The organism is Mesorhizobium sp. M0016, from assembly GCF_040324035.1.
In the GTDB taxonomy this organism is placed as follows: domain Bacteria; phylum Pseudomonadota; class Alphaproteobacteria; order Rhizobiales; family Rhizobiaceae; genus Mesorhizobium.
Window position 1 is genome coordinate 172,217 of the sequence record NZ_JAMYVM010000011.1, and the last position, 12,574, is coordinate 184,790.

General features: G+C 63.6%; 12 protein-coding genes and 1 riboswitch. Of the genes, 7 read left to right on the forward strand and 5 right to left on the reverse strand.

The window, feature by feature from the left end:
* Positions 1-21: 21 nt before the first annotated feature.
* The 4 genes from NKJ88_RS17905 to NKJ88_RS17920 are packed head-to-tail and all read right to left on the reverse strand — an operon-like array spanning position 22 to position 3,100.
* Positions 22-321 (reverse strand): CcdB family protein, encoded by a 300-nt coding sequence (locus tag NKJ88_RS17905; protein ID WP_023673676.1) that lies wholly within the window; start codon positions 319-321, stop codon positions 22-24.
* Positions 321-563: a type II toxin-antitoxin system CcdA family antitoxin gene (locus tag NKJ88_RS17910; RefSeq protein ID WP_352444905.1), complete on the reverse strand. Its 243-nt coding sequence runs from the start codon at positions 561-563 to the stop codon at positions 321-323. Before NKJ88_RS17910 ends, NKJ88_RS17905 begins: the two co-directional genes overlap by 1 nt.
* A 55-nt stretch (positions 564-618) precedes the next feature.
* Positions 619-2,439: an ABC-F family ATP-binding cassette domain-containing protein gene (locus tag NKJ88_RS17915; RefSeq protein WP_352444907.1), complete on the reverse strand. Its 1,821-nt coding sequence runs from the start codon at positions 2,437-2,439 to the stop codon at positions 619-621.
* Position 2,440: 1 nt separating this feature from the next.
* On the reverse strand, positions 2,441-3,100 hold the full coding sequence (locus NKJ88_RS17920; protein WP_023690494.1) for a thiamine diphosphokinase: 660 nt from the start codon (positions 3,098-3,100) through the stop codon (positions 2,441-2,443).
* Positions 3,101-3,262: 162 nt separating this feature from the next.
* A riboswitch (TPP riboswitch) is annotated at positions 3,263-3,377 on the forward strand.
* A 43-nt stretch (positions 3,378-3,420) separates the two neighbouring features.
* Here NKJ88_RS17920 and thiB point away from each other — a divergent pair.
* From thiB to NKJ88_RS17940, 4 genes are all read left to right on the forward strand, one after another.
* On the forward strand, positions 3,421-4,428 hold the full coding sequence (gene thiB / locus NKJ88_RS17925; RefSeq protein ID WP_023737345.1) for a thiamine ABC transporter substrate binding subunit: 1,008 nt from the start codon (positions 3,421-3,423) through the stop codon (positions 4,426-4,428).
* A 220-nt stretch (positions 4,429-4,648) separates the two neighbouring features.
* Positions 4,649-6,247 carry a thiamine/thiamine pyrophosphate ABC transporter permease gene (gene thiP, locus NKJ88_RS17930; protein ID WP_352444910.1) on the forward strand — a complete coding sequence of 533 codons (1,599 nt, stop codon included), beginning with the start codon at positions 4,649-4,651 and terminating at the stop codon, positions 6,245-6,247.
* A complete protein-coding gene (gene thiQ / locus NKJ88_RS17935) occupies positions 6,244-7,008 on the forward strand; it encodes a thiamine ABC transporter ATP-binding protein (RefSeq protein ID WP_023835385.1) in 765 nt (254 codons plus the stop codon). Before thiP ends, thiQ begins: the two co-directional genes overlap by 4 nt.
* A 331-nt stretch (positions 7,009-7,339) precedes the next feature.
* Positions 7,340-8,746, forward strand: a complete 1,407-nt coding sequence (locus NKJ88_RS17940) for a M48 family metalloprotease (RefSeq protein ID WP_245260366.1) — start codon at positions 7,340-7,342, stop codon at positions 8,744-8,746.
* Positions 8,747-8,842: 96 nt separating this feature from the next.
* On the opposite strand, the gene NKJ88_RS17945 is transcribed toward NKJ88_RS17940, so the two are convergent.
* Positions 8,843-9,700 carry an RNA polymerase factor sigma-32 gene (locus NKJ88_RS17945; RefSeq protein WP_352444912.1) on the reverse strand — a complete coding sequence of 286 codons (858 nt, stop codon included), beginning with the start codon at positions 9,698-9,700 and terminating at the stop codon, positions 8,843-8,845.
* A 397-nt stretch (positions 9,701-10,097) separates the two neighbouring features.
* On the opposite strand from NKJ88_RS17945, the gene NKJ88_RS17950 reads away from it, so the two are divergent.
* The 3 genes from NKJ88_RS17950 (at position 10,098) to NKJ88_RS17960 (ending at position 12,453) form a co-directional block, all read left to right on the forward strand.
* Positions 10,098-10,871, forward strand: a complete 774-nt coding sequence (locus NKJ88_RS17950) for an amino acid ABC transporter substrate-binding protein (RefSeq protein WP_023707253.1) — start codon at positions 10,098-10,100, stop codon at positions 10,869-10,871.
* A gap of 137 nt (positions 10,872-11,008) precedes the next feature.
* Positions 11,009-11,689 carry an amino acid ABC transporter permease gene (locus NKJ88_RS17955; RefSeq protein WP_352444915.1) on the forward strand — a complete coding sequence of 227 codons (681 nt, stop codon included), beginning with the start codon at positions 11,009-11,011 and terminating at the stop codon, positions 11,687-11,689.
* Positions 11,686-12,453 (forward strand): amino acid ABC transporter ATP-binding protein, encoded by a 768-nt coding sequence (locus tag NKJ88_RS17960; RefSeq protein ID WP_352444917.1) that lies wholly within the window; start codon positions 11,686-11,688, stop codon positions 12,451-12,453. The genes NKJ88_RS17955 and NKJ88_RS17960 overlap by 4 nt, the downstream gene beginning before the upstream one ends.
* Positions 12,454-12,574: the final 121 nt, after the last annotated feature.

The window sequence follows — 12,574 nt, forward strand, 5'->3', positions numbered from 1 at the left end:
GGCAGTAGCGGCTGCCTTCGCTCAGAAGCCCTGGAACAGCATGTCGAGGGCGGCGACGATGTCGTCGTGATGTCTAGAAAGGTTTCCCTCTGGCATCCGCAATTCGGACGCGCTGAAGGCCGACACAAACTGTGTGACCATCACAAGATCTTTGCCGTTTATAGCGAAGGTCGGGTTCAGGCGGCGGCCAGGAAGCGGGGCAATCTCGGGCGGCATCAAAGGAACGACCACCCTCGTGCTCAGCCCTTCAAGCATATCTGACTGCACGTCGAGAAGATAACCGTCGCTCTCGGTACTCCGATAGAAATCGTAACGCGCCATCAGAACGGCCGGTGTTTAGCCAATGGCAGTCCGTTCTTTCGGACATATTCGTTGGAGCTTTCGATGGCTTCCCTGTTTTCTTCTTGCCATCGACACGTTTTCTCCGCCGCAATCGCTTTCGCGATCCCTGCTTCGGCAGCGCGGGAGATGTTGATGCCCAACGCTTTAGCGTCCTTGATCAACTGAGAGTCAATGGACGTGTTGACAGAGGTCCGCTGAGTTTTTGGCGTCGATTGAAGCACGGAGATGCCTCCTTTCATGCGCACAATATACGCGCATAAAAGACCGCAGGCAATGCTACCCCTCCATCTCCTCACGCAGCATTTCCAGTTCCAGCCACTCTTCCTCGAGTGCGGCCAGCGTGGCGCGTTCCTTGTCGAGGGCGGCGATGGTCTTTTGGAACGAGGCCGGGTCGCGCTCGTAATAGGCGGGATCGGCGATGTTGTTTTCCAAACGCGAGATCGAGGCCATTACCGCCTCGATCTTCTTGGGCAGCGATTCCAGGGCGAATTTCTGCTTGAACGACAGTTTCTTCGACGGCCCTTTCGGCGCTGCCGGCTCGCTCTTGCCCGGCGCCGGCGCATCGCTGGCTTCGGCCTTGGCGCGCGTCTTGCGGTCGTCGAGCCGGGTGCCGCCGCGCTGCGCCAGCATGTCGGAATAGCCACCGGCATATTCGATCCAGCGGCCGCCTCCGTCCGGGGCGATGATGCTGGTGACGGTGCGGTCGAGGAAGTCGCGGTCGTGGCTGACCAGGATGACCGTGCCGGCAAAGCCGGCGACAAGTTCCTGCAGCAGTTCCAGCGTCTCCATGTCGAGATCGTTGGTCGGCTCGTCGAGCACCAGAAGGTTGGCCGGCCGCGCCAGAACACGCGCCAGGAGCAGCCGCGCCCGTTCGCCGCCGGACAGCTCGCGCACCGGGGTGCGCGCCTGTTCCGGCTTGAACAGGAAATCCTTCATGTAGGACACGACATGGCGCTGCTCGCCATTGATGACGAGGTTTTCGCCGCGCCCGTCCGTGAGATACTGCGCCAGGGTCTCGGCCGGATCGACCGCCTCGCGCTTCTGGTCGAGCGTGGCGATTTCCAGATTGGTGCCGAGCCGCACCGAGCCGGCGTCGGGCTTCATCTCGCCGGTGAGCATCTTCAACAGCGTCGTCTTGCCGGCGCCGTTCGGCCCGACAAGGCCGACGCGATCGCCGCGCTGGATGCGGGTCGAGAAGCCTTTGACCACGGTGAGGTCGCCAAAGCTCTTTTCGATGTTTTTGGTCTCGATCACCAGCTTGCCGGATTCGGCGGCGTCGCTGGCCACCATGGTGGCCGAGCCCTCGGCGCCGCGATGGCCGCGAAAACGCTGGCGCATGGTCTGCAGTTCGCCCAGGCGGCGCATGTTGCGTTTGCGGCGAGCCGTCACGCCATAGCGCAGCCAATGCTCCTCGCGCACGATCTGGCGGCCGAGCTTGTGCTGTTCGCGCTCTTCCTCTTCCAGCACAAGGTCGCGCCATTCCTCGAAATGGCCAAAGCCCTTGTCGAGGCGGCGGGTCTGGCCACGGTCGAGCCAGACAGTGGCGCGCGAGACGCGTTCGAGGAAGCGACGGTCGTGCGAGATGACGATCAGCGCCGAAGACGTCCGGACAAGCTCTTCTTCCAGCCATTCGATGACCGACAAATCGAGATGGTTCGTCGGCTCATCAAGCAGCAGAATATCGGGTTCGGGCGCCATGACGCGGGCAAGTGCTGCGCGGCGCGCCTCGCCGCCGGAGAGATCGTTGGGGTTCTCCGTGCCGGCGAGGCCGAGATGCTCCATCAGATATGTGGCGCGGTAGGGATCGTCGGCAGGCCCAAGCCCGGCCTCGACATAGGCGCGCACATTGGCAAAGCCGTCCATGTCGGGCATTTGCGGGAGATAGCGCACCGTTGCCGAAGGCTGGCGGAAGACCTCGCCGTCTTGCGGCTCGATCAGACCAGCAGCAATCTTCAGGAGCGTCGACTTGCCGGAGCCGTTGCGGCCGACGAGCGCGATCTTGTCACCGGCGGACGCCGTCAGTTCGGCGCCATCGAGCAGCGGCGTGCCGCCAAAGGTCAGTCTTATGCCGTCGAGGTTGAGAAGGGGCGGGGCCATGTCAGCTTTCAGGCAAGGGGTAGGGGTGGGCGAGCAGCAGCGCGCGGCCATGGCCGAGCGCGATTTCGAGGCCGCCCCCGGTCGTGTTGGACTTGACCTCGTTCGAGATGGTCAGCGACGAGCCGAACACGACCTCGACATGGTCGAGCGGCCACTTCGCGCCGGACACGGTGAGGCCCGAAAGATCGGAAAAGCCGAGCACCGAAAACAGCGTTCCGTCGGCATAGTCGAAGCCGGCCTTGCCAGGCAGCAGAGGGGCGCCTTCCTGCGCTCCGCTGGTCAACAGCAATTTTGTGCCGGCCTCGGCCAGCCGCAGGCTGAGCGCCAGATGGAGGAAGGCGTGGTCGGCGCGCTTGCCGCCGAAAGCGCCGGCCAGCACCAGGCTGGTGGCGCCGCGTTCCAATGCCGCCGCGATCGCCAGTTCGCCATCGGTCTTGTCCTTTTCGGGAGGAAACACCTCCCGCGGCACGGCGGCGAGATCGGCAGGCAGGTCCGCCGGCACGGAATCGAAATCGCCGACCCACAGCTCCGGCATCACGCCGAGCAGGCGGGCATGATCGATGCCGGCGTCGGCGGCGATGACGCGCGTGCCCGCGACCTGGCGGTCGAGCCGCGGCGTGCGGACGAGATCGCCGCCAAGCAGGATGGTGAATGTGCTCATATCCGCTGGCCCTTACCAGCCCCGCCGACGAAACGGAAGGCCGAGCGGCACCGTCACTCTTTGTTGGAGCATGATCTTTTTCCGGAAACGGATTCCACTTTCCGGGATCACGCTCGGGCAAACTTCCACTTGCGTGGCACCTTGGCCGGGCCTATGTGTCGAAACGCTCTAACGGGGTGCCGGACGCGATCTTCGCGGACCGGCTGAGAGGCAGTCTCGCCAACCCGCTGAACCTGATCCGGTTTGTACCGGCGGAGGGATTAGACGCTTCGGACAGCCCGACGCCTCAATTCCTTTCAACACGAATGAAGGAGGCGCCGATGCGCATTTTTTTGTCCCGTCTTGTCCCAGCGCTTGGGCTTGCTGTTTCGCTACTGGCAAGCCCTGCGTGCGCGCAGGAAAAACTCACGATCTATACCTATGAGAGTTTCACTGCCGACTGGGGTCCAGGCCCCCAGGTGAAGAAGGAATTCGAGGCCGAGTGTGGCTGCAGCGTCGACTTCGTCTCGGTGGCCGACGGCGTCGCGCTGCTCAATCGCGTCAAGCTCGAAGGTGCGTCGACCAAAGCCGATATCGTGCTTGGCCTCGACACCAACCTCACCGCGGAAGCCAAGGCTTCCGGCCTGTTTGTCCCACATGGCGCGGTGGCTGAAAACAACGTGCCGGGCGGCTGGAGCGACGACACTTTCGTGCCCTACGATTATGGCTATTTCGCCGTCGTCTACGACACCGAGAAGCTGAAGAACCCACCGAAGAGCCTGAAGGAATTGGTCGAGGGCGATGCCGCCGACAAGATCGTCATCCAGGATCCGAGGACGTCGACGCCGGGCCTTGGCCTGCTGCTGTGGGTTAAGTCGGTCTATGGCGACAAGGCGCCGGAAGCCTGGGCGAAACTCAAGGGCAAAGTGCTGACGGTGACGCCGGGCTGGAGCGAGGCCTACGGCCTGTTCACCAAGGGCGAGGCGCCGATGGTGCTTTCCTATACGACGTCGCCGGCCTACCACATGGTGGCGGAGAACACCGGGCGCTACCAGGCGGCCTCGTTCGAGGAAGGCGAGTATCTGCAGATCGAGGTCGCCGGCATCACCACCACGGGCGCGAAGAATCCGCTGGCGGCGAAGTTCCTGGCCTTCATGACCGGGCCGAAATTCCAGGATGTCATTCCGGAGACCAACTGGATGTTCCCGGCCGGGAAAACCGACAAGCCGCTCAATCCGGCTTTTGATAGGCTGGTCAAGCCGGCGAAGACCTTGCTGTTCAGCCCGGAAGAGGTCGCGGCAAATCGCAAGGCCTGGGTGGATGAATGGCTGGCGGTGATGAGCAAGTAGATTTGGCTGTATAGTCAAAAGATGAGTGCTCTACGGCGCCCCCCTCCGTCCTGCCGGACATCTCCCCCACGAGGGGGGAGATTGGCCTTTACGTTGACTTTCGCCAATCTCCGAAGCTGCAGGAATGAGCGGAGCGCTAAAACCGCCAATCTCCCCCCTCGTGGGGGAGATGTCCGGCAGGACAGAGGGGGGCGCGAAGGAACGCGACGCCCGGTAAAGAGTGCAACGCTCTGACCCCCGCATCACGGCCGGCATTGTCGCGCTTGTGGCAATCGCGCTGCTGATCGGTGGCGCCTTCGCCGGCCTTATCCGCGAAGGCGCGCACGACCTTTCCGGCGCCGCGTCCGCCTTTGACCTCTATCTCCTGCGCGTTGTCCGCTTCACGCTCTGGCAGGCTGCGCTCTCGACTCTGCTTTCCGCCGTACCGGCGCTCTTCGTCGCCCGGGCGCTGTCGCGGCATCCGCGCTTCTTCGGACGCGGCTTCATCCTGCAGCTATTCACTGTGCCCCTTGCCTTGCCGGCAATTGTCGGAGCGCTGGGAATACTGGCGCTCTATGGCCGCGCCGGTTATTTCGCCGCGATCGGTGGCCAGAGCTGGCCCGACATCTATGGGCTGTCGGGCATCCTCGTCGCCCACGTCTTCTTCAACCTGCCGCTGGCCACCCGGCTGTTCCTCGAAGCGCTGGGAACGGTGCCGGCCGATCAATGGCGGCTGGCGAGCCAGCTCGGCATGGGGGCGAGGCCAGCCTTCCGGCTGATCGAGTGGCCGGTGCTGCGCGCCGCGCTGCCGGGCGTCGCCGGGCTTGTCTTCATGCTTTGCATCACCTCCTTCACCATCGTCCTGATCCTCGGCGGCGGGCCGGCGGCGACGACGCTGGAAGTCGCCATCTATCAGGCGCTGCGTTTCGACTTCGATCCGGCGCGAGCGGTGACGCTGACGGTGCTACAGATCGCGCTGACTTTCGCCGTCATGCTGGCGCTGACGCGGCTCGGCGCCAATGTGACCGGCGACGCCAATTTGCCTGTCGCGCCGCGCCGCTATCACTTGGCCGGCAAAGCAGAAACAGCGTTCAACGCCGTCCTGATCGTGCTCGCCTTGCTGTTCGTCGCCGGACCAATGGCGGCCACCGTCGCGTCCGGCCTCGGCGCCGATCTCGGCCGGCTGGCGGGCGAGAGTGCCGTGAGTCAGGCGACCCTGACCAGCGCCGGTCTCGCCCTCTCGGCGGCGCTACTTTCGGTGGCGCTGTCGCTGTCGCTGATCATGGCTCGGCGGGCACTGTCGCTGCGCCGCCGGTCCAGTGCCCGTTCATTGCTCGAACATGCCACCGACACCGGCGCCGGCTTCGTCCTCGTCGTGCCGCCCATTGTCATCGGCGCCGGCTGGTTTCTCCTGCTGCGCACGGTCAGCGATGTCTTTGCCATCGCGCCGGTCATGGTCGTCATCGTCAATGCGGTGATGGCGATGCCCTTTGCCATCCGCGCGATGCGCCCGGCCTATGATGCGGCGAGCGAGCGCCACGAAAAGCTGTGCGCGCAGCTCGGCATTGCGGGCTGGAACCGGCTGCTTCTGGTCGACTGGCCATCGCTCCGGCGGCCGCTGGCCACCGGCTTTGCCTTCGCCATGGCACTGTCGCTCGGCGATCTCGGCGTCATCGCGCTGTTCGGCAGCGATTCGGTACAGACCTTGCCCTATCTCCTGCTGGCGCGCATGGGCAGCTATCGCACGGCCGATGCTGCCGGGCTGGCTTTGCTGCTCGGGGCGGTCTGCCTTGCATTGGTGGTCGCGGCAGACTGGCTGGGACGGGGAGAGAGATCGTGACGTCCGCTGTGGAGAAAGGCACGACTGTCCGGCTGGACAAGGTCTCGTTCAGCTATGGCGAAACGTCATTCCTGTTCGATGTCGAATTCCATACATCTAAGATCACCGCCATCATGGGGGCAAGTGGTTCGGGCAAATCGACCTTGCTCAATCTGGTGGCTGGTTTCGAGACGCCGGAGTCCGGTCGTGTGCTGATCGGCGGCGCCGATGTCGGCGCCGAGCCGCCTTCGGCGCGGCCGGTGTCGATGGTATTCCAGGAAAACAATCTGTTTGCTCATCTCTCGGTGGAGAAGAATGTCGGGCTCGGCCGCTCGCCATCGCTCAACCTGACCGACGCCGATCGCGCCGCAATCGCCGAGGCGCTTGACCGCGTCGGCCTGGCCGGCAAGGAGATGCGCCTGCCGCGCGAACTCTCCGGCGGCGAAAGGCAGCGCGTAGCGCTCGCCCGCGTTCTGGTGCGCGACCGGCCAGTGCTGCTGCTCGACGAGCCGTTCGCTTCGCTCGGGCCAGCACTGCGCGACGACATGCTCGACCTGGTGGCCGGCGTTCATGCCGAGCGGGCGATGACGGTGCTGTTCGTCACGCATCAGCCGGAAGACGCTCGCCGTATCGGCGAGCAGATGGTTTTTCTGGACAATGGCAGGGTTGCCGCGACGGGACCTGCCGCCGATTTTTTCGACGGCACTGGCCCTGAAGCGTTTCGGCGCTATATCGGCGCAAGTTCGGGCGGATCACGCGATATTGCCCGGAAGCGGACATAATTTACGACCAAACCGGCTACAGGTGATGTGGCGCTTGCTTGCCATGGTCCAGCTGATGTGGCTAGGTCCGCTTAGTACTGGTCCGGCACGAGCCGTGATTTGCCCCCTACAGCGCCGCATCCGGCCGGATGCGTAAACGCTGTAGGTTTTTTGATGTGTGCAGGATTGCCAACGAAAACCGATTTTTCGCTGGCGCGGACCCCGGTCCAAATCATGCGCCGAGAGCTGAAGGAACGCCGTGCTGCCGACCGGCACTGACACTTTGAAACGCAGACCGCTGGTGCGCTTCCTCGCGCTGGCCGGCCTTGCCGTGGCGCTGGCCAGCTGCCAGATGTTCACGCCTCCCGAAGTGCAGGAATCTGGCTTCCAGCCTTCCGACAAGCCGATCACGGTCGACAATGTCGCCGCCAACAGCAAGCTTGCCGAACTGGCGAAGGCACAGCATCCGCGCATCCTTGCCACCTATGGCGGCGAATATTCCGATCCCAAGCTCGAGCGCATGGTGGCCAAGGTTGTCGGCAGCCTGACCGTGGTGTCGGCCAATCCGACCCAGACCTATCGCATCACCATCCTCAATTCGCCAAACGTCAACGCTTTCGCGCTGCCGGGCGGCTATCTCTACGTCACCCGCGGCCTGCTGGCGCTGGCCAATGATTCGGCCGAACTCGCCGCCGTCATCGCGCATGAGATGGGCCACGTCACCGCCAATCACGGTCTGCAGCGACAGCAGCTCGAGGCCGAGGAAGGCCTGGCGACCAAGGTGGTCTCCGATGTGCTGGGCGACAGTCCGACCGCCAAGCAGGCATTGATCCGCGGCAAGCTGAGGCTGGCGCAGTTCTCGCGCAACCAGGAGCTGGAGGCAGACGCGATCGGCATCAAATCGATCGGCGAGGCGGGTTACGATCCCTATGCCGCCGGGCGTTTCCTGCAGTCGATGTCGGCCTATACCGATTTCCGCTCGATCAGCGGCGCCACCGACGCCAGCCTCGACTTCCTGGCTACGCACCCCAACACGCCGCAGCGAATTGATCTGGCGCAGCGCCACGCCCGCCAGTTCGGCGCGCCGGGCATCGGCACCCGCGACCGCGATTCCTTCCTGGCCGGGATAGACGGCCTGCTCTATGGCGACACGCCGGAAGAGGGCTATGTGCGCGGCCAGACCTTCCTGCATCCGGGCCTCGGCGTTTCGTTCACGGTGCCCGACGGCTTCATCATCGACAATTCGGCGGCGGCGGTGACGGCGACCGGTCCCGGCGACATGGCGATCCGCTTCGACGGTGTGTCGATCGACAAGGATCGTGCGCTGACCGACTACATCAGAAGCGGCTGGGTGGCCGGTCTCGACGAGACCAGTGTGCGCCAGGAGACGATCGACGGCAACGAGGCGGCGACAGCGCACGCCGGCGCCGATGGCTGGCAGTTCGACATTGCGGTGATCCGCGCCGGCGGCCAAGTCTACCGGCTTTTGACAGCGGCCCCCTCGGCCAGCACGACACTCGATCCGGTGGCACGCTCGGTCAGCGGTTCGTTCCGCGTGCTCAGCCCCGCCGAGAAAGCGGCACTGAAGCCGCTGCATATCCGCGTCGTCACGGTACAGGCCGGGCAGACGATGGGCACACTTTCGGCGCAGATGGTCGGCGTCGACCGCAAGCTCGATCTGTTCCGCGTGCTCAACGCGATGTCGCCGGGCGCCTCGGTTTCGGCCGGCGACAAGGTCAAGATCGTCACGGACAGATAGCGCCGGTCTTCGTCAGAAACCCCAGCCTTCGTAGTGCTTTTTTCTGAGATAACTTTTCTGAGATAACTCGGGGCGGTACCCCTGTTCCTGGCAATCTCACGCTGCCATGAATTCGGGGTTCTGCTTGACCAGCGCGAGCTTGAGCTTTTCCATGGCGCGGGCCTCGATCTGGCGGACACGCTCCTTGGAAATGCCGAGCGTCTCGCCGAGCGCCTCAAGCGTCGCACCTTCGTCGGTCAGCCGACGCTCCTCGATGATCCTGAGTTCGCGGGCATTGAGCGCGCGGAGCGCCGTCTTCAGCCACATCAGGCGCCGTTCGACGTCGATGGTGTCGCCGGCGACCTCGTCAGGCAATGGATCGTCCGAAATCAGGAAGTCCATCCGCTCGGTGGTACCGGCCTCATTGGCGAGGGGTGCGTTGAGCGAAGAGTCAGGTGCTGAAAGCCTGGAATCCATCTTCTCGACATCGGCCTCGGAGACGCCGAGGGCTACCGAGACTTCGCGGTAGAGCGTGGCGTTGGAAATCGGCTCGGCGCCATTGGCAAGACGGGCGCGCAGGCGCCGCAGGTTGAAGAACAGCGCCTTTTGCGCCGAAGAGGTGCCGCCGCGAACGATCGACCAGTTGCGCAGGATATAGTCCTGCATCGAAGCGCGGATCCACCAGGTCGCATAGGTCGAGAAGCGCACCTCGCGCTCCGGCTCGAAACGCGCGGCTGCTTCCAGCAGCCCGACATGGCCCTCCTGGACCAGATCGCCGAGCGGCAGGCCGTAATGTCGGAATTTCGAAGCCATGGAAATGACCAGCCGCATATGGGCGACGGTGATCTGATGCAGCGCCTGCTGATCCTGGTCTTCCTTCCAGCGCAAGGCGAGAACATGTTCCTCATCGCGCTCGAGGTAGGGGGCTTTCATTGCCGTGCGGACCATGGTCCGTCCTGCCGTGTCTTCGATCATGCCGCGCTCCTGCTCCCGGACATTTTCGGACGGCCTGGCGGCCGTTATCTCTGTTTGACGCAATTCCGAAGGAAACCGCTTTCCCACTTTCCTGGAATTGCTTCGGGCCTAGCGCAGCCAAGGGTTCTTGAAATGGAAACGCGGCGCCCTACAACAAGCCATGAACGTGCCACACCGGGGATTGGTTCCGCCGCCGAGGGCGGTTGTTTTGTGCGGTCCGACAGGGCGCATCTACACCGCAGATCGGGACTATTGGCACCGATCCGAGCTGCTTTGAGAATCTGATTTCTGGATCGTCGTTTTTTTGAAATCTGGTTCCTTATTTTGCTGCGCTGTATCTGTCAGTTTCCGGCTCTCACAAGCGCCGGACACCGGCCAAGGACGGGATCACACAGAAATGAAATGGCTCAATTCGCTCATCGTCGCCGGAACGCTTCAGGTTCTGGCTGTTACATCAGGCCATGCCGGCGCCAATCTTGACCAGATCAAGCAGGCCGGCACCCTCAAAGTCGGCACCGAAGGCACCTATGCGCCCTTCACCTATCATGATGCTTCCGGCGCGCTGGTCGGCTTCGACGTCGAGATCGCCAAGGCGATCGGCGACAAGCTCGGCGTCAAGGTCGAGTTCCTCGAAGGCAAATGGGACGGGCTGATCGCCGGCCTCGACGCCAACCGCTACGACGCCGTGATCAACGAGGTCGGCATCACCGACGCGCGCAAGGCCAAGTACGATTTCTCCGATCCTTACATCGCCTCCAAGGCCGTGCTGATCGTGCGCGGCGACAACACCGACATCAAGACCTTCGCCGACCTCAAGGGCAAGAAGTCGGCACAGTCGTTGACATCGAATTTCGGCAAGCTCGCCGAGACCAACGGCGCCGAACTCGTCGGCACCGACGGCTTCGACCAGTCGATCCAGCTGCTGCTCACCGGCCGCGCCGACGCCACCATCAATGACAGCCTGTCTTTCCTCGACTTCAAGAAGCACAAGCCGGACGCCAATGTGAAGATCGCCGCGCAGGAAGAGAACGCCGACTATTCCGGCGTCATCGTGCGCAAGGGTGATCCGGAGCTGGTCGCGGCGATCAACAAGGCGCTGGCCGACATCAAGGCCGACGGCACCTACAAGAGGATCGCCGATACTTATTTCGGCCAGGATGTCTCGCAGTAAAGACCATCTCCCGGCGGTTTGCCGGCAATGACAAATAGCGGCGGGCCGTCTTTGACGGCTCGCCGTTTTTCGCATGATATGAGAAGCACACAATCGCACTGCCGTCACCGCGGCGGTCTGTGAAGGAGGAGCCGTTCGTGCCGCACTGGCTACACCTGATGCTGGACTCGTTGCCGACACTGCTGTGGGCGGCGTTGATCTTCACCGTACCGCTGACATTGCTATCGTTCGCACTCGGCCTGTTCGTCGGCCTCGTTGTCGCCCTGGTACGGCTGTTCGGTCCCAAGCCTCTGGTTGCCGTGGTCCGCTTCTATGTCTGGATCTTTCGCGGCACGCCGCTTCTGGTGCAGCTGTTCCTGATCTTTTACGGCCTGCCTTCGGTCGGCATATTGCTGGACGCTTTTCCGGCGGCGCTGATTGGCTTCACCCTCAACATAGGCGCCTACAGTTCGGAAATTATCCGCGCCGTGATCGGCTCGGTGCCGAAGGGCCAGTGGGAGGCGGCCTATTCGATCGGCATGACCTGGAGCCAGGCGATGCGGCGTACCATCCTGCCGCAAGCCGGCCGCGTCGCCGTGCCGCCGCTGTCCAACACCTTCATCTCGCTGGTCAAGGATACGTCGCTGGCCGCCGCCATCACTGTGCCGGAGATGTTCCAGGCGGCGCAGCGCATCGTCGCCACCACCTATGAACCGCTGATCCTCTATGTCGAGGCGGCGATCCTTTATCTGGCGATAAGCTCGGTGCTTTCGGCCTTGCAGACGCGGCTGGAGGAGCGGCTCAACCGCTATGGCGGTTTCCTGGAGGCGCGCTCATGATCGGCCTCGCCGACATCGAAAAGAGCTTCGGCGACAATCTGGTGCTGAAGGGCGTGACGGTCACCATTGCCGAAGGCAGCGTCACCGCGCTCGTCGGCCCCTCCGGCGGCGGCAAGAGCACACTGCTGCGCTGCATCAACCTGTTGGAGATCCCGACCTCGGGCATGGTGCGCATCGGCGACGAGACGCTGGAATTCCGTCCCGGCATCAAGATCCCCAGCCGCGACATCCAGCGCCTGCGGCTGCAGACCGGCATGGTGTTCCAGAACTTCCAGCTGTTCCCGCATCGCACCGCGATCGAGAACGTCATGGAAGGCCTGGTGACGGTGCTGAAATGGCCGACGGCAAAGGCGCGCGAGCGGGCACTGGCGCTGCTCGAGAAGGTCGGCATGGCGCACAAGGCGGACGATTGGCCGGCAACGCTGTCGGGCGGCCAGCAGCAGCGTGTGGCGATCGCCCGCGCCCTGGCGCCGTCCCCGAAAGTGCTGCTTTGCGACGAGCCGACCTCGGCGCTCGATCCGGAACTGGCGCAGGAAGTGGTCGACGTGCTGGGAAAACTCGCCAGCGAAGGCACGACCATGGTGATGGCCACGCACGACCTTCGCCTTGCCTCCAAGATTGCGCAGGAGGTGGTGTTCCTCGACGCCGGCGTCATCGTCGAGAAGGGGCCGTCCGCCGTGGTGTTCTCCAACCCGGAGCGTGAACGGACCAAGCGTTTTATTGCGACGCTGAAGCAGGAGGCGGAGAAGGAAGCCGGCGGCTGAGCCTTCTACGTTCCCTTGTGAAGAGGTCGGACGGAAGGTCCGGGTGCGGTCTGGTGTCGTCCCCATCCTCGCTGCTTCGCGCCACCTGCCTGGGCGAGCCGCGGGTCTCGCCCGTCCTTAC